This is a genomic window from Streptomyces sp. NRRL WC-3605, assembly GCF_001509795.1.
GTDB lineage: Bacteria > Actinomycetota > Actinomycetes > Streptomycetales > Streptomycetaceae > Streptomyces > Streptomyces viridochromogenes.
The window spans coordinates 1-24,735 of sequence record NZ_LLZN01000024.1 but is presented as its reverse complement, the minus strand read 5'-3'; the positions used below and the strand labels follow the sequence as shown (position 1 = coordinate 24,735).

General features: G+C 71.4%; 24 protein-coding genes and 1 riboswitch. Of the genes, 5 read left to right on the top strand and 19 right to left on the bottom strand.

The window, feature by feature from the left end:
* Positions 1 to 71 precede the first annotated feature (71 nt).
* The 4 genes from ADL34_RS05110 to ADL34_RS05095 all read right to left on the bottom strand — a co-directional run bounded on the left by ADL34_RS05110 (position 72) and on the right by ADL34_RS05095 (position 3,249).
* A complete protein-coding gene (locus ADL34_RS05110) occupies positions 72 to 572 on the bottom strand; it encodes a DUF5304 domain-containing protein (protein ID WP_062674864.1) in 501 nt (166 codons plus the stop codon).
* 57 nt (positions 573 to 629) lie between these two features.
* A complete protein-coding gene (locus ADL34_RS05105) occupies positions 630 to 1,805 on the bottom strand; it encodes an ArsA family ATPase (RefSeq protein WP_062674862.1) in 1,176 nt (391 codons plus the stop codon).
* 63 nt (positions 1,806 to 1,868) lie between these two features.
* Complete coding sequence (locus ADL34_RS05100) at positions 1,869 to 2,309, bottom strand: SRPBCC family protein (RefSeq protein ID WP_062674860.1); 441 nt, start codon at positions 2,307 to 2,309, stop codon at positions 1,869 to 1,871.
* A gap of 142 nt (positions 2,310 to 2,451) precedes the next feature.
* Positions 2,452 to 3,249, bottom strand: coding sequence for a metallophosphoesterase family protein (locus ADL34_RS05095; RefSeq protein WP_062675057.1), 798 nt, complete (start codon positions 3,247 to 3,249; stop codon positions 2,452 to 2,454).
* A gap of 297 nt (positions 3,250 to 3,546) precedes the next feature.
* Between ADL34_RS05095 and ADL34_RS05090 the strand changes: the two genes are divergently transcribed.
* Positions 3,547 to 5,343, top strand: a complete 1,797-nt coding sequence (locus ADL34_RS05090) for an AMP-dependent synthetase/ligase (protein ID WP_062674858.1) — start codon at positions 3,547 to 3,549, stop codon at positions 5,341 to 5,343.
* 79 nt (positions 5,344 to 5,422) lie between these two features.
* On the opposite strand, the gene ADL34_RS05085 is transcribed toward ADL34_RS05090, so the two are convergent.
* A complete protein-coding gene (locus ADL34_RS05085; RefSeq protein ID WP_062674856.1) occupies positions 5,423 to 6,565 on the bottom strand; it encodes a glycosyltransferase family 4 protein in 1,143 nt (380 codons plus the stop codon).
* 120 nt (positions 6,566 to 6,685) lie between these two features.
* Here ADL34_RS05085 and ADL34_RS05080 point away from each other — a divergent pair, with 120 nt between their 5' ends.
* Positions 6,686 to 7,921: a glycosyltransferase 87 family protein gene (locus ADL34_RS05080; RefSeq protein ID WP_062674854.1), complete on the top strand. Its 1,236-nt coding sequence runs from the start codon at positions 6,686 to 6,688 to the stop codon at positions 7,919 to 7,921.
* Positions 7,922 to 7,931: 10 nt separating this feature from the next.
* Here the strand turns inward: ADL34_RS05080 and ADL34_RS05075 are convergent, their stop codons facing one another.
* From ADL34_RS05075 to ADL34_RS05055, 5 genes are all read right to left on the bottom strand, one after another.
* The gene (locus ADL34_RS05075; RefSeq protein WP_062674852.1) at positions 7,932 to 9,125 is read right to left on the bottom strand and encodes a hypothetical protein; all 1,194 of its coding nucleotides are present in this window, start codon (positions 9,123 to 9,125) and stop codon (positions 7,932 to 7,934) included.
* Between the two features lie 32 nt (positions 9,126 to 9,157).
* Complete coding sequence (locus tag ADL34_RS05070) at positions 9,158 to 10,171, bottom strand: NlpC/P60 family protein (protein WP_062674850.1); 1,014 nt, start codon at positions 10,169 to 10,171, stop codon at positions 9,158 to 9,160.
* 229 nt (positions 10,172 to 10,400) lie between these two features.
* Positions 10,401 to 11,435, bottom strand: a complete 1,035-nt coding sequence (locus tag ADL34_RS05065; RefSeq protein WP_062675054.1) for an NlpC/P60 family protein — start codon at positions 11,433 to 11,435, stop codon at positions 10,401 to 10,403.
* Positions 11,436 to 11,645: 210 nt separating this feature from the next.
* Positions 11,646 to 12,989, bottom strand: coding sequence for an NYN domain-containing protein (locus tag ADL34_RS05060; protein WP_062674848.1), 1,344 nt, complete (start codon positions 12,987 to 12,989; stop codon positions 11,646 to 11,648).
* Positions 12,990 to 13,023: 34 nt separating this feature from the next.
* Positions 13,024 to 13,263: a hypothetical protein gene (locus ADL34_RS05055; protein WP_062674846.1), complete on the bottom strand. Its 240-nt coding sequence runs from the start codon at positions 13,261 to 13,263 to the stop codon at positions 13,024 to 13,026.
* Between the two features lie 165 nt (positions 13,264 to 13,428).
* Between ADL34_RS05055 and ADL34_RS05050 the strand changes: the two genes are divergently transcribed.
* The gene (locus ADL34_RS05050; protein ID WP_062674844.1) at positions 13,429 to 14,178 is read left to right on the top strand and encodes a rhomboid family intramembrane serine protease; all 750 of its coding nucleotides are present in this window, start codon (positions 13,429 to 13,431) and stop codon (positions 14,176 to 14,178) included.
* Positions 14,175 to 14,456: an Lrp/AsnC family transcriptional regulator gene (locus tag ADL34_RS05045; protein WP_062674842.1), complete on the top strand. Its 282-nt coding sequence runs from the start codon at positions 14,175 to 14,177 to the stop codon at positions 14,454 to 14,456. The genes ADL34_RS05050 and ADL34_RS05045 overlap by 4 nt, the downstream gene beginning before the upstream one ends.
* 64 nt (positions 14,457 to 14,520) lie before the next feature.
* Here the strand turns inward: ADL34_RS05045 and ADL34_RS05040 are convergent, their stop codons facing one another.
* The 6 genes from ADL34_RS05040 to ADL34_RS05015 all read right to left on the bottom strand — a co-directional run bounded on the left by ADL34_RS05040 (position 14,521) and on the right by ADL34_RS05015 (position 21,602).
* Positions 14,521 to 15,888 carry an aminotransferase class V-fold PLP-dependent enzyme gene (locus ADL34_RS05040; RefSeq protein WP_062674840.1) on the bottom strand — a complete coding sequence of 456 codons (1,368 nt, stop codon included), beginning with the start codon at positions 15,886 to 15,888 and terminating at the stop codon, positions 14,521 to 14,523.
* Positions 15,889 to 16,015: 127 nt separating this feature from the next.
* Positions 16,016 to 16,132, bottom strand: a riboswitch (SAM riboswitch).
* Positions 16,133 to 16,204: 72 nt separating this feature from the next.
* Positions 16,205 to 17,269 carry an anthranilate phosphoribosyltransferase gene (gene trpD, locus ADL34_RS05035; RefSeq protein WP_062674838.1) on the bottom strand — a complete coding sequence of 355 codons (1,065 nt, stop codon included), beginning with the start codon at positions 17,267 to 17,269 and terminating at the stop codon, positions 16,205 to 16,207.
* A 139-nt stretch (positions 17,270 to 17,408) separates the two neighbouring features.
* Positions 17,409 to 19,046, bottom strand: a complete 1,638-nt coding sequence (locus ADL34_RS05030) for a cytochrome b (protein ID WP_062674837.1) — start codon at positions 19,044 to 19,046, stop codon at positions 17,409 to 17,411.
* The gene (locus ADL34_RS05025) at positions 19,043 to 20,092 is read right to left on the bottom strand and encodes a ubiquinol-cytochrome c reductase iron-sulfur subunit (RefSeq protein WP_062674835.1); all 1,050 of its coding nucleotides are present in this window, start codon (positions 20,090 to 20,092) and stop codon (positions 19,043 to 19,045) included. Before ADL34_RS05025 ends, ADL34_RS05030 begins: the two co-directional genes overlap by 4 nt.
* On the bottom strand, positions 20,089 to 20,901 hold the full coding sequence (locus tag ADL34_RS05020; protein WP_062674833.1) for a c-type cytochrome: 813 nt from the start codon (positions 20,899 to 20,901) through the stop codon (positions 20,089 to 20,091). Before ADL34_RS05020 ends, ADL34_RS05025 begins: the two co-directional genes overlap by 4 nt.
* Positions 20,902 to 20,981: 80 nt before the next feature.
* On the bottom strand, positions 20,982 to 21,602 hold the full coding sequence (locus ADL34_RS05015; protein WP_055624516.1) for a cytochrome c oxidase subunit 3: 621 nt from the start codon (positions 21,600 to 21,602) through the stop codon (positions 20,982 to 20,984).
* Between the two features lie 147 nt (positions 21,603 to 21,749).
* Here ADL34_RS05015 and ADL34_RS05010 point away from each other — a divergent pair, with 147 nt between their 5' ends.
* Positions 21,750 to 22,151 (top strand): hypothetical protein, encoded by a 402-nt coding sequence (locus ADL34_RS05010; protein WP_062674831.1) that lies wholly within the window; start codon positions 21,750 to 21,752, stop codon positions 22,149 to 22,151.
* A 31-nt stretch (positions 22,152 to 22,182) separates the two neighbouring features.
* Here the strand turns inward: ADL34_RS05010 and ADL34_RS05005 are convergent, their stop codons facing one another.
* The 3 genes from ADL34_RS05005 to ADL34_RS04995 all read right to left on the bottom strand — a co-directional run.
* Positions 22,183 to 23,433, bottom strand: a complete 1,251-nt coding sequence (locus ADL34_RS05005; protein WP_062674829.1) for a L,D-transpeptidase — start codon at positions 23,431 to 23,433, stop codon at positions 22,183 to 22,185.
* Positions 23,434 to 23,565: 132 nt separating this feature from the next.
* Positions 23,566 to 23,964 carry a cytochrome c oxidase subunit 4 gene (locus ADL34_RS05000; protein ID WP_062674827.1) on the bottom strand — a complete coding sequence of 133 codons (399 nt, stop codon included), beginning with the start codon at positions 23,962 to 23,964 and terminating at the stop codon, positions 23,566 to 23,568.
* On the bottom strand, positions 23,961 to 24,735 hold a 775-nt coding region (locus ADL34_RS04995), incomplete at its 5' end, for a cytochrome c oxidase subunit I (protein ID WP_199835524.1). The genes ADL34_RS04995 and ADL34_RS05000, both read right to left, overlap by 4 nt.

Below are 24,735 nucleotides of genomic sequence, written 5' to 3'. Positions count from 1 at the left end.
ACCGTACCCGAGGCCCTTGCCCTCCAGTCCGCGTCGTCCGTTCGGCGGACGGGGAGGCCGGGCGGGCGGGATCAGTCGAGGTCGATCCGCTCGCCGGGACCGGTGTCGTCGCCCCGGTCGGGGCCGTCCTTCGGGGCCTGGCCGCCGTCCCCGGCGGTCCAGCGGCGTTCCTGGTTCTGGACGGCCGAGCGGTAGGCGGCGAGCAGTTCGGTGCCGGCGGCGGCGAGATGGTCGAAGACGTCGGGATTGCGCTCGATGACGGGTTCGACGGCGGCCTTGGCCTGGTCCACGACCTGCTTGACCACCTGCTGGGCGGCGGGTCCCGCGACCGCGCCGAGCAGGGGGGACTGCAGGGTGGAGAGCCGGTCGGCGACGGCGTCGACGAACTTGCGCAGCTCCTCGGCGGCCGAGCCGGGCGGCTGTCCGTTCCGCTCCCGGCGGCGGGCCTTCTCCTCGGCGAGGTCCTCGGCGCAGGCCGTCGCCCAGGCGTCGGCGTCGGCCGCCCGTACCTCGTCCACGGGGTCCCCGGGCTCGGGCCCGTCGGCGTCGGACGGGGGGAGCTCTTCGCTCATGACGCACTCCTGACTACGGCTCGTCCCTCCGACGTTACCCGAACGGCGGTACCCGCTTCACTTGGCGCGGGGCCACAGGCCGGGGTCCGGGGCGAACCTGATCCGCAGCTCGCCGTCGCGCAGCGCGGCCCCGTCCACGGCGCACCGCCGCAGCACGGAGGGCAGCGGCACGATACGCCGGAACTGCCCCGCCGCGAGGACGAGTTCGTCGCCGCGCCGGATCAGGTCGAGTTCGTCGCGGTGGGCGCCGGGCAGCGGGATGTGCCAGACCAGGACGCCGTCGTCGGCGAGCCGGTCGGTGACGGGCCACTCGACCGTGGAGGACGTCCCGTTGACGACGGGCACCCCGAGCGCGGCGAGGTCGTCGGTGCCGCGCGGGTCGTGCCCGAGGTGGGGGACGTCGTGCACGTCGTGGGTGCCGCGCCATTCGTCGGTCGCCTTGCGCTGCTGGGCGACGGGTCCGGCGAGCCAGCTGCCGGGGCCGGCCTCCGCCTCGGGCAGCACCCGGTTGGCGACCAGCAGGTCGGGGCGCAGCCCGCGCAGGGCGAGGCCGAGCTCCGCGGCGCGCACGGCGTCGGCGCCGCCCTGGCCGGGTTCGGCGACGAGCCGCACGACGGTGTCGCGGTCGGCGACGACGGCCTCGACGGCGGCCAGCTCGACGTCCCAGCGGGCGGCGGTCTCGTAGAGCCACTCGGCGGGCATGGGGACGCCGGCCAGCCGGCCGAGGACCGGGCGCAGCGCGCGGGCCGCCTGGCGTTCCGGCGGGAGCAGGCGGCGCAGGTAGCGGCGCAGCTCCTCGGGCAGGGAGAGCAGGGCGAGGGCGTGCGGGGTGGCGGGCAGGTCGACGACGAGGAGGTCGTGCGCCTCGGCTAGGGCCGCGTCGCGCAGGGCCCGCAGCAGCGCGAGTTCCTCCGCGCCGGGCAGGGGGGTGACCTCCTCGGGGTCGAGCCGGGAGGCGCCGAGCAGGTCGAGGGCGCCGGTGGCCCGCTCCTGGAAGGCGGCGAGGTCGTCGCGGAAGCCGGTGGCGGCGTCGGGGCGCCAGGCGGTGAGCCGGGGCGCGGCCTCGACGGGGGCCGTCCCGGTGCGCACGCCGAGTGCCGCGCCGAGGGTGTCGGTGCGGTCGGCACTCAGCACGAGCGTGCGGGCGCCGCCGGCGGCCGCGGCGAGCGCGGTGGCCGCCGCGACGGTCGTACGGCCGCTGCCGCCCGGGCCGGTGATCAGGATGGTGCGCATAGGGGTGAACCGTAACGGACGGCGCGGTCCCGTCCGGGCGCGGTGCTCCCGGCCGGGGCGGAGCTACTTGGCGGACTCCACGCGCTTCTTCAGACCGGCCAGGGCCCGGTCGATGATGACCTTCTCGGCCTTGCGCTTGATCATCCCCAGCATCGGGATCTTGACGTCCACGGTGAGGACGTAGGTGACCTCGGTGGCGCCGGCGCCGGCCGGCTCGAGGAGGTAGGAGCCGTCCAGGGAACGCAGCATCTGGGACTTCACCAGCGTCCAGGACACCTCGTGCTCGCCGGTCCAGGTGTACGCGAGCACCTGGTCGTCCTTGATCGCCCCGGCGTCCATGACGAGGCGGACCTGCTCGGCGCGGCCCTGGCCGTCCGTCGCGAGGACCTCCGCCTCCTTCACCTCGCCGGTCCAGTCCGGGTAGCGGGCGAAGTCGGAGATGACCCCCATGACATCGGCCGGTGCCGCCTCGATCGTGATGCTCGAGCTGGTGTGTTCCGCCATCGCCGTGGCTCCTCCAGAAGCGGCCGTCATGAAGTCGTGGTGCGCACGCGGGCGCAGCGTGAAGGCTACCGTGCGCCGGGCCGGGCGGAGCCACCCCCACCTGGGCGGTCGTACGGAAAGCGCCCGGGGGGCCGGATTCCGCTCACCACTGGAGCGCCCACGGCTTCCCGGACCGGGCGAAGTGGCCGACGTTCACGCACTCGGTGGCGCCGATCCGCATGCGCCGCACCAGGGGCTGGTGGACGTGCCCGAACAGCGAGTAGCGGGGCCGGGTGCGGCGGATCGCGTCCAGCAGGGCCCGGCTGCCGCGCTCGAAGCGCCGCGCGACGGTGTCGTAGACGAGTTCCGGGACCTCCGGCGGGATGTGGGTGCACAGCACGTCCACCTCACCGACGGCCTCGATCTTCGCGGCGTACTCCTCGTCGCTGATCTCGTAGGGCGTGCGCATCGGGGTGCGCAGTCCGCCGCCGACGAACCCGAAGGTCCAGCCGCCGATCTCGGCGCGCTGCCCGTCCAGGACGGTGACGCCGGGTCCGGCGTACTCCGGCCACAGGGGCGGGATGTCGACGTTGCCGTAGGTGGCGTACGTCGGTGTCGGCAGGACGGAGAACATCTCGCGGTACTGCTTGCGGACCGCCTCCTCGATCACGGCGGCCCGGTCGGAGCCGATGCCGGCCCACAGCCGCGTCCCGAACTCGCGGGCCTCCTCGAAGCGCCGGGCGGTGCGCAGCTCCACGATGCGGTCGGCGTTCTCCACGCCGAACAGGTCGGGGAAGATGCCGCGCGAGTGGTCGGCGTAGTCCAGGAACAGCACCAGATCGCCCAGGCAGATCAGGGCGTCGGCGCCGTCGCCGGCGCGGGCGAGGTCCCGGGCGTTGCCGTGCACGTCGCTCACCACGTGCACGCGGGTGCCGTTGTTTCCCGTCGGTTTCGGTGCCATGGCGATCAAGGGTAGGCGTCGTGGGGCAGACGTGAACAGTGGCGGGCGAACCGATGGTTACTGGCCAGTCGTCCGAACGCTCGACTACTGTGCGCGCAGAAACACCAATCCGTGTGACGCAGCGAACATCTCGCCGGGACCCCCTGTCGGAGAGGCCATACCGACGGGTAACGTCCGGTCGGTCCAGTCGTGCTCAGGATTTCAACATGTGAATCCCCGAGCACTTGCCCGAGCCTTGGACCGATCGGTCGCATCACACAACGTCGTGGCGCCGGCGCCCTATGAGGAGCAGCAGTCTTGCGCGAGTTCAGCCTTCCGGCTTTGTACGAGGTCCCTGCGGACGGCAATCTCACCGACATCGTCCGCAGAAACGCCGCGCAGCACCCGGACGTGGCCGTCATCGCCCGCAAGGTCGGCGGTGCCTGGCAGGACGTCACGGCCACCGCGTTCCTCGCCGAGGTGCACGCGGCCGCCAAGGGCCTGATCGCCGCCGGGGTCCAGCCCGGCGACCGGGTCGGCCTGATGTCCCGCACCCGCTACGAGTGGACCCTGATGGACTTCGCGATCTGGTCCGCGGGCGCGGTGACCGTGCCCGTGTACGAGACCAGCTCGCCGGAGCAGGTGCAGTGGATCCTCGGCGACTCGGGTGCCACCGCGGTCGTCACGGAGCTGGACGCCCACACCGCGGCCGTCGAGTCGGTGCGCGACCGGCTGCCCGCTCTCAAGCACGTCTGGCAGATCGACGCCGGCGGTGTCGAGGAGCTGGGCCGGCTCGGGCAGGACGTCGCCGACGCCACCGTCGAGGAGCGCAGCTCGCTGGCGAAGGCCGACGACCCGGCGACCATCGTGTACACCTCGGGCACCACGGGCCGCCCCAAGGGCTGTGTGCTGACCCACCGCAGCTTCTTCGCCGAGTGCGGCAACATCGTGGAGCGCCTGCGGCCCCTGTTCCGCACCGGCGAGTGCTCGGTCCTGCTCTTCCTGCCGCTGGCCCACGTCTTCGGGCGCCTGGTGCAGATCGCCCCGATGATGGCGCCGATCAAGCTGGGCAACGTCCCGGACATCAAGAACCTCACCGACGAGCTGGCCGCGTTCCGCCCGACACTCGTCCTGGGCGTTCCGCGGGTCTTCGAGAAGGTCTACAACTCGGCCCGTGCCAAGGCGCAGGCCGACGGCAAGGGCAAGATCTTCGACAAGGCCGCGGACACGGCCATCGCGTACAGCCGGGCGCTGGACACGCCGTCGGGGCCGTCCGTCGGTCTGAAGATCAAGCACAGGGTCTTCGACAAGCTGGTCTTCAGCAAACTGCGCGCGGTCCTCGGCGGCCGCGGCGAGTACGCGATCTCCGGCGGCGCCCCGCTGGGCGAGCGGCTCGGGCACTTCTTCCGCGGCATCGGCTTCACCGTCCTGGAGGGCTACGGCCTGACGGAGTCCTGTGCGGCGACCGCGTTCAACCCGTGGGACCGGCAGAAGATCGGCACGGTCGGCCAGCCGCTGCCGGGTTCCGTGGTGCGCATCGCGGACGACGGCGAGGTGCTGCTGCACGGCGAGCACCTGTTCAAGGAGTACTGGAACAACCCGGGCGCCACCGAGGAGGCGCTGGCCGACGGCTGGTTCCACACCGGTGACATCGGCACCCTCGACGAGGACGGCTACCTCCGCATCACCGGCCGCAAGAAGGAGATCATCGTCACCGCGGGCGGTAAGAACGTCGCCCCGGCCGTGATCGAGGACCGCATCCGGGCGCACGCGCTCGTCGCGGAGTGCATGGTGGTCGGCGACGGGCGGCCGTTCGTGGGCGCGCTGGTCACCATCGACGAGGAGTTCCTCGAGCGCTGGTGCGCCGACCACGGCAAGCCGGCCGGTTCCACTGCGGTGTCGCTGCGCGAGGACGCCGATCTGCTCGCCGCGATCCAGTCGGCGATCGACGACGGCAACGCGGCGGTGTCGAAGGCCGAGTCGGTGCGCAAGTTCCGCGTCCTGCCCGCCCAGTTCACCGAGGAGTCGGGCCACCTGACGCCGTCGCTGAAGCTCAAGCGGAACGTGGTGGCGAAGGACTACGCCGACGAGATCGAGGCGATCTACCAGAAGTAGGCGCTCCACCGGAGACGAGCAAGGGCGCGGTGTCCCCCTCGGGGGCCCGCGCCCTCGTGCGTCCGGCGGCTGACCGTCCTCAGAGCAGGGCTTCCAGCCGCTCGGCCAGCAGGTCCCAGCGCCACTTCTCCTCGACCCACGCCCGGCCCCGCTCGCCCATGCGGGCCCGCAGCGCGGCGTCCCCCAGCAGCGTGACGATGCGGTCGGCCGCGTCCTGCGGGGAGCCGCCGCGCACCACCCAGCCGGTCTCCCCGTCCAGCACCGCGTCGGGCGCGCCGCCGGAGTCGCCGGCCACGACCGGCAGCCCGGTCGCCGACGCCTCCAGGTAGACGATGCCGAGTCCCTCCACGTCCAGGCCGCCCCGGCGGGTGCGGCACGGCATGGCGAAGACGTCACCGGCGCCGTAGTGCGCGGGCAGCTCCGCCCAGGGCACGGCCCCGGTGAAGCGCACCGAGCCGGCGACGCCGGTCTCCCGGGCCAGCCGGCGCAGGTCCTGCTCGTAGGGCCCGCCGCCGACGACGAGCAGCACGGTGTCCGGCTCGGCGGCCAGGATGCGGGGCAGCGCCCGGATCAGGGTGTCCTGTCCCTTGCGCCGCACCAGCCGGGAGACGCACACCACGACGGGCCGGTCCGTCAGCCCGAGCCGGGCCCGGACCTCGTCACCGCCCGATCCGGGGTGGAAGGTCTTCTCGTCGACGCCGGGCGGCAGCTGCACCATCCGCGCGGCCGCCTCGGGCGTCAGGGCGCGCGCGATCCGCGAGCGGGTGTACTCGCCGAGGTAGGTGAGGGTGTCGGTGCCCTCCCCGATCCGGCCGAGCAGCTGCCGGGCCGCGGGCAGCTGCGCCCAGCCCGCCTCGTGGCCGTGGGTGGTGGCCACCAGCCGCTCGGCACCCGCCCTGCGCAGCGCCGGCGCCATCAGGCCGAGCGGAGCGGCCGCCCCGAACCACACCGACGTGCAGCCGTGCTCCCGCAGCAGACCCACCGCCCGCCGGGTCGCCCCCGGGGTCGGCAGCAGCATCGTCGTGCGGTCCCGTACGACCGTGAAGGGCTGCTCGGCGTCGAAGGCGGCGGTCGCCTCGGCGCCCTCCCGGCCGCGCTTCCAGGTGGAGGCGTAGACGACGAGGCGCTCGGGGTCGAGCCGCAGCGCCATGTTGTGCAGGAACGCCTGGATGCCGCCGGGGCGGGGCGGGAAGTCGTTGGTGACGATCAGGGTCTTGTGCATCGCGGCCGACCCTATCGAAGCCGCCGTTCGCGCCCCGGCCCGGCCGCGTATGTCGCCCGCGCCCCGCCGGACACGACATCATGTCCATTCGAGCCGGATATCGAACGGGACGGGGTTCTGGTGGAGACGACGGGCACGCGGCGGTCCCTGGCGTGGCTGGTGGGCGTCTGGGGCCTGACCAGGACGGCCCTGCTGCTGTTCGTGTTCAAGGTGTACGTCTTCCCCGGCCCCGACGTCACCAGCGACGTGTCGGTGATCTACCACGACTGGTACGAGGTGCTGCGCACCGGCACCTTCCCGCTGGACGACGTCACCTGGCAGTACCCGCCCGCCGCCGCCCTCGCGGTCCTGGCGCCCGCGCTGGTCTTCTGGCTCGACTACACCTCGGCGTTCTTCGTCCTCGCGTTCTGCGCGGACCTCGTGGTGCTGCTGCTCCTGCTGTACGCGGGGCTGCGTCCGGGCCGCCTCGTCCGCGGGGCCTGGGTGTGGGTGGCGGGCGTGCCGCTGCTCGGGCCGACCGTGTACGCGCGCTACGACGTGATGGTGACGGCGGTCGCCGTGGCCGCGCTGCTGGCCGGCGCCCGGCGGCCCGCGCTGATGGGCGCGCTGACGGCGTTCGGGGCGATGCTCAAGGTGTGGCCGGTGCTGCTGCTCGTGGCGGCCCGCAGGCGCGGGGCGTGGCTCTGGGCGGCGCTGACCGCGGGCGCCCTCGCGGCGGCGTTCGCCGTCGCCATGCCCGGCGCGTTCGCGTTCCTGACGTTCCAGCGCGACCGGGGCACGGAGGTCGAGTCGCTGGGCGGGCTGGTCCTCCACGTGGCCCGGCAGCACGGCTGGGACGGGCAGGTGCTGCTGAACTACGGCTCGGTGGAGTTCCTCGGCCCGTACGTCGACGCCGTCAGCACGGCCGCGCTCGTGCTGAGCGCCCTCGCGTTCGGCTGGCTGCTGCTGTGGCGGCTGCGGGCGCGGCGGTTCGCGCCGCACACGCTCGCCGACGCGGCGTTCGTGGCGGTGCTGATGTTCACCACGACCAGCCGGGTGATCAGCCCGCAGTACCTGGTGTGGCTGGTCGGCCTCGCCGCCGTCTGCATGTGCTTCCGGGGCAGCCCGATGCGTCTGCCCGTCGCCCTGGTGCTCGCCGCGTGCCTGGCGACGGTCCTGGAGTTCCCGCTGTGGTTCGCGCACGTCGTGGCGAGCGACGCCCTCGGCGTCACCCTGCTGTTCGTCCGCAACGGCCTGCTGGTCGCCGCGACCGTGCTGGCGGCCCGCGCGCTGTGGCGCTCCACGACCGGACGGCCCGCCCCGCTGCCGGTGCCGCGGCGGACGGAACGCGCCCGCGAGACGTCGCTGCCCTCCTGAAGCGGCGCGCTCAGCCGAACTCGGCGCGCAGATACGCCTGCCAGTCCTCGGTGAACCGCCGCGTCGACGTGCCGAGCACGTCCTCCAGGGCGTCCGCCACCGCGCCCGCGCGGCCGTCGTGCGCGCCGACGGCCCGGTAGAACGCGGCGAGCCGGTCCTCGCCCCAGCGATCGGCGATCATCCGGCAGGCCATCCAGCCGCTCTCGTACGCCTGCGCCAGCCGCCCGGCCTCGCCGGTGAAGCCGAAGTCCGCGTCGGCCGGGAGTGCGGCGGGCACCCGTCCCTCGCGCACCGCGCGGGCCAGCTCGGGCGCCGCCTGCGAGGGGGTGCGGGCGCCGCCCAGGTAGCCGATCCAGTCGGCGTAGCCCTCGGAGAGCCACAGCGGGGTCGCGCGGGTGGTGTGGGCGCGGGTGGCCACATGGGTCGTCTCGTGGGTGAGGACGACCTGCCGGCCGAGGTCACCGAGGACGCCGTACGCGTCCGGGTTGACGATGATCCGGTCCGCGGGGGCCTTCGCCGGGCCACCGGTCTCGCCGGTGGTGACCGCCGCGATCCCGCGGTACGAGGACTCGGGCGAGCCCAGCAGCGCCGCCATGCCGGTCAGGGACTCGGGGACGAGGACGACGACGCGTCCGGACCAGTCGCCGTCCCAGGCCCGGGACACGGCGGGCACCGCGTGGTCCGCGAGCCGCGCGAATCCGCGCAGGTCCTCCTCGGACCTCCCGACGCCCAGGACCAGGCTGTGGTCGCCGCGGACGGCCTCGACCCGGCCCTGGTCCCACAGCTGCGCGGCGGAGCCCTCGGCGGGCCGGTCCGTCTTCACGTACCAGTCGCCGTCGGCGTCCCGGCCGAGGGCGAGGGTGCGGCCCGCGGTGACGGGCGCCCGGTCGTAGCCCTCGACGCGGTAGCGCAGCTCGGCCTCGGCGACCGCCTCGTCGCCGTCCCCGCGCAGCCCGGTGACGCGGTAGGACCAGTCGGCGAGGGGCACCTCGCGCAGATGCGCGGACCAGTCGCTCGCGCCGGTGCGCAGATACGCCGTCCGGTCGTGCTGGAGCAGCGCGTCGGCGCGCCGGTCCAGGAGGTGCTGCACCTCGGCGCGGGTGCCGTCGGCGCCGGGCCGCCCGCCGCAGCCGACGAGCCCGGCGAGCAGCAGGCAGAGGGCGACGACGACCCGTGTTCCCGGCACCCGCCTGCGACCAGCCATTTCCCGATCGTACGGCGGGCCGGGCGCGGAGGTCAGACCCTGGTGACGGTCGCCCCGGGGATCATGCCCACCGGGTCGTAGCGCACGGGCGCCCCCGGGTAGGGCGCGTGGATCACCTGGCCGTTGCCCATGTACATCCCGACGTGGCTGGCGTCGGACCGGTAGGTGACGATGTCGCCGGGCCGGGCCTCGGAGAGCGGGACCTGCCGCCCGGCGTACCGCTGGCCCTGCGAGGTGCGCGGCAGGGCGACACCGGCCTGGGCGTACGACCACTGGATCAGGCCCGAGCAGTCGAAGCCGGACGGCCCGCTGGCGCCCCACACGTACGGCCGGCCGAGCGCGGACTGGGCGGCGGCGACGGCCGCGGCCGCTCGGCCCGAGGCGGGCGGGGCGTCGCCGAAGCCGGGCAGTTCGGCCCGGCCGGAGCGGGAGGCCCGGTCGTAGGCGGCGCGGTCGGCGGCCGTCAGGGAGTTGAGGAGCCGGCGCGCCTGGGTGAGCTTCTGCTCGACGGTGCGCTTGTGCGCGGTGACGGCCTGGCGGCTCCTGTCGAGTTCGGCGAGCTTGCCGGTCGCCTCGGAACGCTCCTGGGCGAGTTCGCGCATGGCGTCCTGCAGCTCCTTGAGCTCGCCCGCGTGGTGGGCGCTGATCCGGGCGAGCGTGGCGGCCCGGTCGAGGTAGTCGGCCGGGTCGTCGGAGAGCAGCAGGGCGAGGGAGGGGTCGATGCCGCCCGAGCGGTACTGGGCGCCGGCCAGCGAACCGAGCGCGTCCCGCTTGGAGTTGATGTCCTGCTGCTGGCGGGCGATGCGGTCCTGGGCGGTCCTGACCTCGGTGCGCAGCTTCTCGGCGCGCTCCTCGGCCCGGTTGTACGCCTCGGTGGCCTTCTCGGCCTCCGTGTAGAGGCGGTCCACCTCGGCCCGGGTGTCGTCGTGCGGCGCGGCGACCGCCGGTACGGCGCCGAGGGCGGCGGCCGCCGCGGACAGGACGCACAGCGCTGCGCCGGCGCCCCGGTCGAACCCGGGTGATTCAAGGCGACGATGGGACCCCACGGGAAGCCGCGCTCCTTCCGCTGGCGGACAAGGACTGCTCCCCCGGCGTCGGGGGAAACGCGGCAGACAGTAGCTCCGTGCGAGGGGCGGGGACCAACGGCCGTCGTGGGCACACACCGTGACGCCCCGCCTCTGACGCAGGTCATGGGCGGGGCGCGGGGTCAGGCGGCGGTGCCGTAATTCGCCCGATCGGGCGGCACTCGGCGTTGATCTTGCGGGGTTCCCGGGGTCAGATCCGGACGCCGAACTGGAACGGCATGTTGTTGATCGACTCGTAGCGCACGACCGTGCCGGAGCGCGGGGCGTGCAGGACCTGGCCGTTGCCGGCGTAGAAGCCGACGTGGTGCAGGTCGCCGTAGAAGATGACCAGGTCGCCGACCTTGAGCTGGGACTGGCTGTAGATCCTGGTGCCGTAGCTCGCCTGCGCCTGCGAGGTGCGCGGGATGCCGACGCCGGCCTGGGCGAAGGCCCAGGAGGTCAGGCCCGAGCAGTCGAAGGAGGACGGGCCGGAGGCGCCGTAGACGTAGGGCGAGCCGATCTTGCTCTGGGCGGCCTGGAAGGCGGCCATGGCACGGCCCGAGCCGGGGGCGGTGTTGCCGAGGTCCACGCGGTCCGAGGCGGAGCGGCTGGCGCGGGCGTCCTCGGCGGCGAGGGCGGCCTTCTCGGCGGCGGTGAGGCTGTTGAGGAGCTTCTGCGCCTCGCCCAGCTTGCCCTGGACTTCCTTCTTCTTCTTGCCCAGCTCGGTGCGGGTGGAGGAGAGGTCCTTGAGCTTGTCCGCGGCCTCGGCGCGCTGCTGCGCGAGCTCGCGCTGCTTCTCCTGGATCTTCTTCAGCGACTCGACCTGCTGAGCGCTCAGCTGGTCCATCGTGGACGCCTTGTCCAGGTAGTCGTCCGGGTCGGCCGACAGGAACAGCTGGACGGAGGAGTCGATGCTGCCGGTGCGGTACTGCGCGGCGGCGGCGAGACCCATGGCGTCGCGGAGCTCGTTCAGGTCCTCCTGGCCCCGGGCGACGTTGTCCTGGATCGTGGAGATCTCCTTCTGGAGCTTCTCCTGCTTCTCCTTGGCCCCGTTGTACTTCTCGGTGGCCTGCTCGGCCTGCTCGTAGAGGGCGTCGACCTTCGCCTTGACCTCGTCCTTGCTCGGCTTCTCGCTGGGTGCCGCGTTGGCCGCCTGGGAACTGATGGCCACGGCGGCGGCTGCCGCGGTGGTGAGCACGGTCACACGTGCACGGCTCGGCTGCTTGGGTCGACGGTGGGACGCCACGGAGGTGAACTCCTTCTTCTGAGTGATCACCCGCTCGGAGGTTCGAGGCCAGACCCTAGTGACCCTCTTGTGATCAGATCAAATCCTCACCGGAAAAATCTCGCCCCAGCCGTCATTCTTTACACACAACTCACAGGTCGTCACGTCGGATTGACGCAGTGTGGTGCGACGGGGCGGCCAATTCGGGCATTGCGCCTGTACGTTGGCGCTTCAGGACAGGCGCTTGAGAAGTACCGCAGATGCCACGGGGCGCGCGCCGGCGCGTGCGACCCCGTCCGCCACCTCGCGGTCCGTCGAGGCGACGATGACCGGCCGGCCGGGCGGCTCGGCACGCACGAGCTGCCGGATCAGCTCGTCGGCCGTCACCCCCGGCTTGGAGAAGAGCACCCGCACGCCGCGCGGCGGCGCCAGCAGCACCGGGGCGGCCAGCTCGGCCCCGTCGAAGACACACGTCACCTCGGCGCCGGTCTGCGCGGCGAGCTGCGAGAGCTGGCCGAGGAGCCGCAGCCGCTGCTTCTCCAGCGGCATCTGCGGATAGCCGGTCTTCGTGACGTTGTAGCCGTCCACCACCAAGTGCGCCTGGGGCAGGGCGAGAAGCTGGTCGAGGATGGCCGGATCGTGCTCGGACAGCGCCCGCGCGGCGATGTCCTTCGGGGTCATCCGGCCCGGCTCGACGGCGTCCACGGTCTCGGCGGGACGCACCGACACCGGTGGCAGCGCCAGTTCCCGGCGCAGCCCCTGGGTGGCGTCCAGCAGGGTGTCGAGGAGCAGCCGTACGCGCATGTCCTCCACGCTGCGCCCCTCGCGGGCGGCGCGGCGCGTGGCCTCCAGAGCCGCCTCGGCCTCCGCGAGCCGCGCCTTGAGGCGCCGGGTCTCGCTCTCGGCGGCCGACACCTGGGTGCTCCCCTCGGCCCGTACGGCCTCGGTCTCGGCCTGGGCCTTGCGCAGCGCCGCCTCGCCGCGCTTGACGTCGCTGAGGGCCGAGCGCAGCTTGCGGTGCAGCGACTCGGCCTCCTTCTTCGCCGCGTCCAGCTCCGCGCGAAGCCGCTCGGTCTCGTGCCGGGTGTGCTCGCGGGCCTGTGCCAGCTCCTCGCGGAGCCGCTCCAGCTCGGCGCGGCTCTCCTCGCCGGCCCGCTCGGCGTCGGCCCGCTGGGCCTCCTCACCGGCCGCGGTGACCAGCTTGACCCAGCCCGCGGGGCGCAGCACATAGGCCGCGGCCGCCACGTCGAGCGGGTCCGCGGCCGCGGGTGCCGAACCGGAGTCGAGGGCGCCGGTGAGCTCCGGCTGGGCCTCTCTGAGCTTCTCCCCGATCCGCTGGCGGAAGAGCGGATCGGTCTCCAGCGCGGCCGCCATCGCGTTCCCCGCGAACTTCGCCCGGCGGTTCGGCGCGAATCGGGCGTACTGCCGCAGTTGCGCGGGCAGTTCGCCGACGGTCAGTCCGCCGAAGCCGTCGGACACGATCTGCACGACCCTGCGGCGCACGCCGTCGGGCAGCGGACGGTCGAGCACCTCAGCGGCGCCGTCGTCCGGCCCCCCGCCTTGTGTCTCCACCATCCGTCACCCCAATACGTGTGCGGTGCCGTCCCCGTCAGGAATCGGCGCCCGGCCTGTCCACGAGCTCCACCTTGTCCACGGCGTTGCACCAGCGGCAGCGCACCGACTCGATCGTCTCACTGAGCACCTCGCGCTCCTCGACCTTGGGCTCGCCGGCCAGATCGAGGTGGACGTACTCCACGACCTTGGACGAACGCGTCACGTCGAAGCGGGTGAGGTTGCCGCAGAGGGTGCAGCGCCACCGCGTCGTCCCGGTGGGCAGGGGAACCGTCATCGTGACCGCGCTCTTTCCTTCTAGGCCTTCTATTGTCCGCGACGCCCCGGGCTGCCGGGGCGTGTGGCTCGTAACCCTACGGCCTGGCGGGTACTCGCCGCCCGTCCGTCCACGGCGGCGAGGCGGTCTGCGGGAGTGCGTCCCGTTACATCATGCTCTGTATTCATGATCCGCACCTGGCGTCCGGCACGCTCCCCGGCCCGCTCCGGCCCCGCGGGCCGCAGACGGTCGGCACCGGTGACGCACACCCTGATCGTCCTGTGCGCCGCGCTGTTCCTGGCCGGCCCGGCGGCCGGGCTGAACCCGGCGTTCGGCTCCGGCGAGGAGCTGGTCGCCGCGCAGCGGGCCTACTTCCACCGCTGGGGCGTGGTGCCCGCCGACCTCTTCGCGGGGACGCCCCGGGCGGCGCTGACCCCGCTCACGGCCTCGTTCGTGCACGGCAGCTGGGTGCACCTGCTCGGCAACATGCTCTTCCTCTACGTGTTCGGCGCGATGACCGAGGAGCGGATGGGCCGGGTGCAGTTCGCGCTGTTCTGCCTGGGCTGCGGATATCTGGCCCTGCTGGGCTACGCCGCCGCGAACGACGACTCCGCCCAGCCTCTGGTCGGCGCGTCCGGGGCGATCTCGGCGGTCCTCGGCGCGTTCCTCTTCCTGTTCCCCACGGCACGGGTGACAAGCCTGCTGCCGTTCCTGCTCTTCCTGCCGCTGCGCTTCCCCGCCTGGGTCGTGCTGCCCTTCTGGGTGGCCGTGCAGTGGGTCGCCGCGAGCCGGGCGGGAGCGGGGCCGGGGGTGGCCTACCTGGCGCACCTGGTGGGCTTCGGCCTGGGCTTCGGCTACGCGTGGGCGCGGTTCGGGCGGCGCACTAGAGTGAGGAGCACCCGAGCTCCGGCCCCTGAGGGAGAGAACAAACCGTGATCACCGCGATCGTCCTCATCAAGACCAGCGTGGACCGGATCCCCGAGATCGCCGAGCGGATCGCGTCGCTGGACAGCGTCAGCGAGGTCTTCTCGGTCACCGGCACCTACGACCTGATCGCCATGGTGCGGGTGAAGCGGCACGAGGACCTGGCGGAGGTCATCCCGGGCCGGATCAGCAAGATCCCCGGGGTCGAGGGCACCGACACGCACGTCGCCTTCCGCACCTACTCCCAGCACGACCTGGAGGCCGCGTTCGCCATCGGCCTCGACAGCTGAGACGGCGTTCCCCTGCGGTTGCCCGGCGGCGCCGGCCGAGCCGGCGCCGCCGGGCGCGGGCCGCTCAGGCCGAGGTGTCGGGCACGCAACGGCCGTTCTCGGTCCGGTAGTTCCACCGTGCGCCGTCCGTCACCAGTTCCCGCACGGCCGTGACGAACCGCTCGACGTGCTCGTCCGGCGTCCCGGCGCCGAAGCTGACCCGGATCGCGTTGAGGGACTTCTCGCCCGGCGCCGCCTCCGGGGAGCCGCACTCCCCCTGGGTCCCCGGGTCGCCGCCCAGCAGGGTCCGCACCAGCGGGTGCGCGCAGAACAGTCCGTCGCGGACGCCGATGCCGTACTCGGCGGACAGGGCGGCAGCGAAGTGCGAGCTGTTCCAGCCCTCCACGACGAAGGAGATCACGCCGACGCGCGGCGCGTCGTCGCCGAACAGCGACAGCACGCGCACCTCGGGCACCTCGGCGAGACCCGCCCGCACCTTCTCGATCAGGTACCGCTCCCGGGCGACCAGGCTGTCGAAGCCGGCCTCGGTGAGCGCCTTGCAGGCGGAGGCGACGGCGTAGGCGCCGATGACGTTCGGGGAGCCGGCCTCGTGGCGGGCGGCACCGTCGTGCCACTCGACCTCCACTCCCCCGTCCTCGCGCCGGGCCACCGTACGGCTGGCGCCGCCGCCCGCGAGGTACGGCTCCGCCTCCCGCAGCCAGTCGGCGCGGCCCGCGAGCACGCCGGAGCCGAACGGGGCGTACAGCTTGTGCCCGGAGAAGGCGACCCAGTCGACGTCCAGGTCGCGGACGCTCACCGGGTGGTGCGGGGCGAGCTGCGCGGCGTCGAGCACGATCCGGGCGCCGTGCGCGTGCGCGGCCGCCGCCAGCTCCCGTACGGGCCACAGCTCGCCGGTGACGTTGGAGGCGCCGGTGACGCACACCAGGGCGGGTCCGTAGGGGTCGCGGTCGGCCAGGGCGTGCTCCAGGGTCCGCACGGCCTCGCCGGGGGTGCGGGGCGCGTCGAGGTAGGTGACCCGGGCGTCGCGCCACGGCAGCAGGGAGGCGTGGTGCTCGGTCTCGAACACGAAGACCTGGCAGCCGGCCGGGAGCGCGCCGGCGAGCAGGTTGAGCGAGTCGGTGGTGGAGCGCGTGAAGACGACCTGGTCGTCGTCGCGGCAGCCGAGGAACTCGGCGACGGTCCGGCGGGCGTTCTCGAACAGGTCGGTGGAGAGCTGCGAGAGGTACCCGGCGCCCCGGTGGACGCTGCCGTAGTACGGCGCGTAGGCCGCCACGTCGTCCCAGACGCGCTGGAGGGCGGGGGCGCTGGCGGCGTAGTCGAGGGCGGCGTAGGCGACCTCGCCACCGGTGACGAGCGGGACGGTGACGTCGCCGCCCAGAACGGGCAGCGGGGAACAAATGTCCTGGACGGAGGCAGCGCTGGAGACGGACATGACGGAACTCCCGTGAGAGAAAGGGTGAAGGTGAAGAAGGGTGTGCGGAGGCGGGGCTCGGCGGCCCTATCGCATTCGCTTGCTCACGGAAGACTCCTCGACGACCAGGATCCCTGGAATCGTGAGGGATCCGCGCTTGCCGCAGACCTCGCTGCCTGCGGCCTGGTCTTCACCCGGGGCACCCCGCCACGGACGGAGGGTTGCCGGACAGTCGGCCGGGGCCTCATGACTGTCACTCATGACCTGGTACGGGAACGTACCGAGATGATCGTCGTCCCGCAACCCATGTCCGGATCGCGGGACGACGTCTCGTTCGTCAGGCGTTGCTGGCGGCCACCCAGCGCTCCAGCGTCCGCTTCGCCGCGCCGGAGTCGATGGACTCGGCGGCCTTCCCCATGCCGAGCCGGATCTGCTCGGTCAGCGGGGCCTCCGTCGGCTCCAGGGCGACCAGCGCGGCGGCCGAGTTGAGCAGGACGGCGTCCCGGACGGGCCCGGTCTCCCCGTCCAGCAGCCGCCGGGCGACCTCCGCGTTGTAGGAGGCGTCGGCGCCGCGCAGGGCCTCCACCGGCACCAGCTCGACGCCGACGTCACGCGGGTCGAAACTCTCCTCGCGGACCGCGCCGTCGCGGACCACCCACACGCGGGAGGTGGCCGTCGTCGTCAGCTCGTCGAGGCCGTCGTCGCCGCGGAACACCAGCGCGGACGAGCCCCGCTCGGCGAGGACACCGGCGATCAGCCCCGCCATCCGCGTGTCGAAGCACCCGATGGCCGAGGCGCTGACCCGGGCCGGGTTGGTGAGCGGGCCGAGCAGGTTGAACGAGGTCGGGATGCCGAGGTCCCGGCGCACCCCGCCGACGAACCGCATGGAGGGGTGGAACTTGGCGGCGAAGCAGAAGGTGATCCCGGCCTCGTCGACCACCCGGGCCACCCCTTCGGGGGACAGGTCCAGGTTGATCCCCAGCTTCTCCAGCACGTCGGAGGAGCCGCTCGCGGAGGACGAGGCGCGGTTGCCGTGCTTGACGACCCTGGCCCCGGCACCGGCGATCACGACGGCGGACATGGTGGAGATGTTGACCGTCTTGGCCCGGTCGCCGCCCGTGCCCACGATGTCCACGGCGGGCCCGGGGATGTCCAGGGGCTGCGCGTGCGCGTACATCGCCTCGACCAGGCCGTTGATCTCCTCGACCGTCTCGCCCTTGGCGCGCAGGGCGACCATGAAGCCGGCGATCTGCGCGTCGGACGCCTCGCCGCTCATGAACCGGTCCATCGCCCAGGCGGTGTCGGCGGCGCTCAGATCCCGGCCGGCCAGCAGGGCGCTCAGGACCTCGGGCCAGGAACGGCCCGCCGCGGTGTCGCCTCCAGCGGGGGTCACAGCGCTCATAAGCCGCTCCAGGGTCAGGTGTCCCGCACTGCGGGACATCGGTCTCAACGAGGTCCACCCTATCCAGGCGCCGGACACGGAGAGGGGCCCCGTCCGAAGACCGGACGGGGCCCCTCTGCCGTGTGTGGCGGTGCAGCGATCAGTGGTGGCCGTGGCCGCTCGTGATCTCCTTGTACTCGTCGACGGTCGGCTTCGGGATCTGGCTGTCCGGGCCGTAGTACGACTTGCTGAGCTTGGCGCGCAGCTTCTCGGACGCCTTCACCTTGCGCTCGACGCCGTTCTCGTCGACCGTCGGGCCGATCTCGGCCGGCTTGTACTGCTCGTGCGCGGTGAGCGTGTACATCGCGTCCTGGCTGAGCGGCTCGTGGATCTCGATGAACTCACCGTGCGGCAGGCGCTTGATGATGCCCGACTCGCGGCCGTGCAGCACCTTGTCCTTGTCCCGGCGCTGGAGGCCGAGGCAGATCCGCTTGGTGATGATGAACGCGAGGACCGGTCCGGCGAAGAAGCTGATCCGGACGAACCAGGTGACCGCGTTGATCGACAGGTGGAAGTGGGTGGCCCACAGGTCGTTTCCACCGCCGACCAGACCGACCATGTACACCGTGATCCAGGCGACGCCGAACGCGGTGCGCGTCGGGGCGTTGCGCGGGCGGTCCAGGATGTGGTGCTCGCGCTTGTCGCCGGTGACCCAGGACTCGATGAACGGGTAGACCGCGATCGCCGCGAGGACCACGCCGAAGAGGACCAGCGGGATGAACACGCCGAGGACCAGCGTGTGACCCCACAGGTTGATCTCCCAGCCCGGCATGTACCGGACCAGACCCTCGGCGAAGCCCATGTACCAGTCGGGCTGGGCGCCGGTGGAGACCATGTCCGGACGGTAGGGGCCGATGGCCCAGACCGGGTTGATCTGCGCGATGGCCGCGATGACCGCGATGACACCGAAGACCAGGAAGAAGAAGCCTCCGGCCTTGGCCATGTAGACCGGCAGCAGCGGCATGCCGACGACGTTCTTGTTGGTCTTTCCGGGACCCGCGAACTGCGTGTGCTTGTGGTAGAAGACCAGGATCAGGTGGGCGACGACCAGGCCGAGCATGATGCCCGGCAGCAGCAGGATGTGGATCGAGTAGAACCGGGCCACGAAGTCGACACCCGGGAACTCGCCGCCGAAGAGGAAGAACGAGATGTACGTGCCGACGATCGGCATGGACAGGATCGCGCCCTCGGTGAAGCGGACACCGGTGCCGGAGAGCAGGTCGTCCGGGAGCGAGTAGCCGGTGAAACCGGTGAACATGCCCAGGACGAACAGCAGGAAGCCGAACAGCCAGTTGATCTCACGCGGCTTGCGGAACGCGCCCGTGAAGAACACACGCATCATGTGCACGAACATGCCGGCGAGGAAGATCAGCGCCGCCCAGTGGTGGATCTGCCGGATGAGCAGACCGCCACGCACGTCGAACGAGATGTGCAGCGTGGAGCTGAACGCCTCACTCATCAGCTGGCCCTGCAGCGGGACGTAGCTGCCGTGGTACTCCACCTCGTTCATCGACGGGTGGAAGAACAGCGTCAGGTACACACCCGTGAGGATGATGATGATGAAGCTGTAGAGGCAGACCTCACCCAGCATGAACGACCAGTGGTCGGGGAAGATCTTGCGCATGTTGGCCTTGGCCAGGGAGTAGATCCCCAGGCGGCCGTCGGCCCAGTCGGCGACGCGCTCGCCGGCCGGCGCCTTCCCGCGAGAGCGGGACTCGGTGGTCTCTGAAGTGCTCATCCGCGCTCCCAGAATGCAGGACCGACGGGCTCCGTGAAGTCGCCGAGCGCCTCGAGGTAGCCCTCGTCGTTCACACCGATGCGCAGCTGCGGCAGGGGGTGACCGGCCGGGCCGAAGATGACCTTGGCGCCGTCGGAGAGGTCGAAGGTGGACTGGTGGCAGGGGCAGAGCGCGTGGTGCGTCTGCTGCTCGTACAGGGAGATCGGGCAGCCGACGTGGGTGCAGATCTTCGAGTACGCCACGATGCCCTGGTAGGACCAGTCGAGTTCCTGCTTGTCCTTGATGTCGTCCGGCTGGAGCCGGATGATCATCAGGGCCGCCTTGGCGATCTCGTTCTGGAACTCGTGGTCGTCCTCCTCCAGGCCCTCGGGCTTGGCGAAGGTCAGCGAACCGACCGCGACGTCCTCGGGACGCAGCGGCTCGTTCGTGTTCATGTTGACGAGCAGCTTGCCCTTGGACCACAGCGTGTGGCGCAGCTTGGTGCCGGGCAGCGGGCCGAGGTCGCGCAGCAGCACGACGCCGGAGAGCGGGAACAGGGCCAGCGCGCCGAACATCGTGTTGCGGATCAGCTTGCGGCGGCCGAGGGCCGACTCCTTGGCGCCCTGCTTGAAGTCGGCCATGACCTTGGCCTTGACGTCGGGCTCCGCGGCGATCGGGTGCCGCTCGTCCGCGACCTCGACGTCCGACATCAGGGTGCGGGCCCAGTGGACCGCGCCCGCGCCGATGCTGAACAGGGCCAGGCCGAGGGTCAGACCCAGCGCGAAGTTCAGCGCGTTGAGGTGACCGATCGGGAAGACGAAGATCGACTTGTCGTGCGGGATCGCCACGTACGAGGCGATGAAGCCGACGGTGGCCAGCATGGAGACCGTGAACAGCAGGGCGACCGTGCGCTCGGACCGCCTGGCGGCCCGCTCGTCGACGTCCTGGATCCGGTGCTCGTGAGGAGGCAGCCCGGGGTCGGCGAACGGGTGCTTCTCGTCCGCCACCGCGACGTGGGCGCCCTGCTCAGCGGGCGACTTCTCTTCTGGGATGTCTTGGCTACTCATGACTTCCTGGCCTTTGCGGTCCGAGCTGCGACCCAGATGGCGACCGCGATCAGGGCACCGAGGCCGAAGATCCAGGCGAAGAGGCCCTCACTGACCGGCCCGAGGCCGCCCAGCTCCAGACCGCCCGGGTTCTCCGTCTCGTCGCTGTTGACCGCGTGCAGGTACGCGATGATGTCCTTCTTGTTCTGCTCCGACATGGTGGTGTCGGGGAAGGACGGCATGTTCTGCGGGCCGGTGAGCATGGCCTCGTAGATGTGCTTGGGCTCGACGCCCTCCAGGCTCGGGGCGTACTTGCCCTTCGTCAGGGCGCCGCCCTTGCCGGTGAAGTTGTGGCACTGGGCGCAGTTGTTGCGGAAGAGCTCACCGCCCTTGGCGATGTCCGCGCCCTCGGGGTCGTACTGGTCCTTCGTCGGGACGTTGGGACCGGCACCGAGGGAGGCGATGAACGCCGCGAGCTGGTCGATCTCGGCCTGCGAGTAGATGTTCTTCTTCTTCGGGACCTGGGCGCCCTGGGAGGTGGCGGCCGGCATACGGCCCGTCGAGACCTGGAAGTCCACGGCGGCCGCGCCGACGCCCACCAGGCTCGGCCCGTCGGAGGTGCCCTGACCATCGGTTCCGTGGCAGCTGGCGCAGCCGACGGTGTAGAGCTTCTTGCCCTCCTCGATGGTGAGGGACTGGGCGGATTCCTCGGCCTGCGCCTTGTCCGCGGGCGCGAACACGGCGTACAGCCCCCCCGTGCACGCCAGCGCGAGGAGTAGGACGACGACTGCCGCCAGCGGATGGCGTCGTCGTGCGGAGAGCTTTTTCACGGATTACCCCGGTGTCAGGATCTTCTGCGTCGATGCTTCTGGTAGGTGCGTTGGTGGAACGCGCGCGGGATCGGGCCCGGCTACTTGATCATGTAGATCGTGGCGAAGAGGCCGATCCAGACGACATCGACGAAGTGCCAGTAGTAGGACACGACGATCGCAGCGGTCGCCTGTTCGTGCGTGAACCTCCGGGCCGCGTAGGTGCGGCCGAGGACCAGCAGGAAGGCGATGAGGCCGCCTGTCACGTGCAGTCCGTGGAAGCCGGTGGTCAGGTAGAACACCGAGCCGTACGGGTCCGACGAGAGCGAGAGGCCCTCGTGCTTGACCAGCTCGGTGTACTCGTACACCTGACCGCCGATGAAGATCGCACCCATGATGAAGGTGACGATGAACCAGCCCCGGAGCTTCTTCACGTCACCGCGCTCGGCGGCGAAGACGCCGAGCTGGCAGGTGAGTGAGGAGAGCACCAGGATCGTGGTGTTCGTCGCCGAGAACGGGAAGTTCAAGGCCTCGGCCTTCTCTGCCCAGAACTCGGGTCCCGTCACCGATCGCAGGGTGAAGTACATCGCGAAGAGGGCCGCGAAGAACATCAGCTCGGAACTCAGCCAGATGATGGTTCCGACGCTGGTGAGGTTCGGCCTGTTGACCGACGGGTGCGCGTGCCCGGTTTCTACTGTCGTTGCTGTCGCCACGACCGACATTATGTCGGTCGCTTATCCCGCCCTCACTCCGGGGGGTGCCGTTCGGAGTGTCTTCCCCGTTCGTACCGGTGTTGACGTGGTGTTCAAGGGAGTAGCATCCGGCCCAACGGGCCCTGTCCTTACGACGCCGACGTCACGGAGGAACCCATGCAGCCGACCGCCACGGTGCTGGTCTACAGCGACGACTCCAACACCCGCGAGCAGGTGCGGCTCGCCACCGGGCGCCGGCCCGCACCGGACGTGCCGGTGGTGGAGTTCGTGGAGTGCGCGACGCCGGCCGCCGTACTCACGGAGCTGGACAAGGGCGGGATCGACGTCTGCGTCCTGGACGGCGAGGCCGTGCCGATGGGCGGCATGGGGCTGTGCAAGCAGATCAAGGACGAGGTGTTCGAGGCCCCGCCCGTGCTGCTCCTCATGGGACGCCCGCAGGACGCGTGGCTGGCCACCTGGAGCCGCGCCGAGGCGGCCGTGACGCTCCCTGTGGAGCCCGTGGAGTTCGCGCAGGCCCTGGCCTCCCTGCTGCGCACCAAGCGCCTCCAGAGCGCCTAGGAGGCCCGCACGGGACCCTTGGGCGTCCCGGTCAGACGTTCTGCGGTCTCAGCCTGGCCCGTTCGGCCGGGCTGGGGCCGTCCGGCGTGCCGCCCACGAGGGCGCTGCCGACGCGCCACTTGCGCCAGCTGAGGTTCCAGTCGCCGTAGCCGTTGCCGAAGGGCGCCATCATCTCGCCGCCGGAGTTCACCACCTCGACGACGTCGCCCTCCTTGATGGTGTCGTAGAACCAGGCGGCGTTGTCGTTGCTCATGCCCGTGCAGCCGTGGCTGACGTTGGCGTAGCCCTGGGAGCCCGTCGACCAGGGGGCGGCGTGGACGTACTCACCGCTGTTGGTGAGGCGTACCGAGTGATGCACGATCAGGTCGTAGAAGTCGGACGAGCCTATGCTCGCGCTCGTCATCCGAACGGTGCCCTCCTTGGCCAGGACGACCTTGACGCCGTTGCGCGTGTCGTAGCCGGGCTTGCCCGTGGTGACCGGGATCTCGCGGACGACCTCGCCGTTGCGGTAGACGGTCATCACGTGCGACGCGGCGTCGGTGACGGCGATGACACGGTCGCCGATGTCGAGGGTGAGGGGCTTGGACCTGCCGCCCCGCAGACGGTCGCCGACCCGGATGCCCTCCAGGTTGCTGAGCGCCCGGACGGTGGCGCCGGCCGGCCAGTAGTCCTTGGGCCGGTAGTGGAGTTCCTGGTCGTCGACCCAGTGCCAGGCGCCGTCGACGGCGGGTACGGACTCCACCCGCAGGGCCCGCTCGACCGTGGCCCGCTGCTCCTTGGTCGTGACGGGCGCGCTCAGCTTCGCGGTGACGGGCTGGCCCACGCCGTACTTGCCGGCCCGGGGGCCGAAGGTGACGGTCAGCTGCTTCTTGCTGGCCGGCCTGCTGGTGTCGAAGGTGACGACCCGGCGGCCGGGGGCGCCGTCCTCGTCCTCCGTGCTCACCCGGACCGTGTAGCGGGCGTCGGCGGCCAGCGGGGACGTGCTGTGCCACCGGGTGCCGTCGGCGGAGAGTTCGCCCGCCACACGCCGTCCTGTGGCGTCCTGGGCGACGACGTCGGTGATCCGGCCGTCGGAGTCCTCGGACGTGATCTCCAGGGGCTTGTCCGGGTCGACCTTCCGGCCGTCGCCTATGGGGCCGTTGAAGGCGATCTGCTCCGCCGCGTCGTACGGCTCGGCGGAGAGCGGGTTGCCGTCGCTGCTGCAGCCTGCGGCACTCGCGCCGAGCGCGATCAGCAGCAGCGCGCAGCCTATGACGGTGCTGGTGCGCGGTGTTTGGCTCATGGACCCACGCTAGGAACCGGCGTCGGGGGCGGCGCGCCGAGTCATGCGTTCGGGTGACGGGGAGCGGGGCGGACGCGGGAAGCCCGGACCCTCCTGACGGAGGATCCGGGCTTCCGGTGCTGCGAGCTCAGGTCACTGGGTGCGGTTCTCACCGCGGTAGTACTCGAAGACCCAGCCCCAGATGCCGATGAGGATCATCGGCAGCGAGAAGTACATCAGCCACCAGCCGACCGCGATCGACAGGAACGCGAGAGCGCCACCGATCGCGAGGGAGAGGGGCTGCCAGCTGTGCGGGCTGAAGAAGCCCACCTCGCCGGCGTCGTCCGCGACGTCCGCCTCCTTGTTGTCCTGCGCGCCGGCGTCCACCCGACGGGCCGTGAAGCCCAGGTAGAAACCGATCATGATCGCAAGACCGAAGGCCAGGAAGAGGGCCGTGGTACCGGCCGGCTCCTTCGACCACACGCCATAGACGATCGCCATGGCGAGGATGAAGACGCTCAGCCACATGAACATCCTGCCCTGGATCTTCACTTGCCGGCCTCCTTGCCACCAGCCAGAGCCTTGTCACCGTGAGGCGCGTTCTCGAGCTGGTCGAGTGCGGCGATCTCAGGGTGATGCAGGTCGAACGCCGGGGATTCGGAACGGATCCGCGGCAGGGTGATGAAGTTGTGCCGCGGCGGCGGGCAGGACGTCGCCCATTCGAGCGAACGGCCGTAGCCCCACGGGTCGTCGACGCCGACCGGCTTGCCGTACTTGGCCGTCTTCCAGACGTTGTAGAAGAACGGCAGCAGCGACAGGCCGAGCACGAACGAGCTGATCGTCGAGAAGGTGTTCAGGGCGGTGAAGCCGTCGGCCGCGAGGTAGTCCGCGTAACGACGCGGCATGCCCTCGGCACCCAGCCAGTGCTGGACCAGGAAGGTGCCGTGGAATCCGATGAACAGCGTCCAGAAGGTGATCTTGCCGAGGCGCTCGTCGAGCATCTTGCCGGTCATCTTCGGCCACCAGAAGTGGAAGCCGGAGAACATCGCGAAGACGACGGTGCCGAACACGACGTAGTGGAAGTGGGCCACCACGAAGTACGAGTCGGAGACGTGGAAGTCCATCGGCGGCGAGGCCAGGATGACACCGGTCAGACCACCGAAGGTGAAGGTGATCAGGAAGCCGACCGCCCAGAGCATCGGTGTCTCGAAGGACAACGAGCCCTTCCACATCGTTCCGATCCAGTTGAAGAACTTCACGCCTGTCGGAACGGCGATGAGGAACGTCATGAAGGAGAAGAACGGGAGCAGTACACCGCCGGTG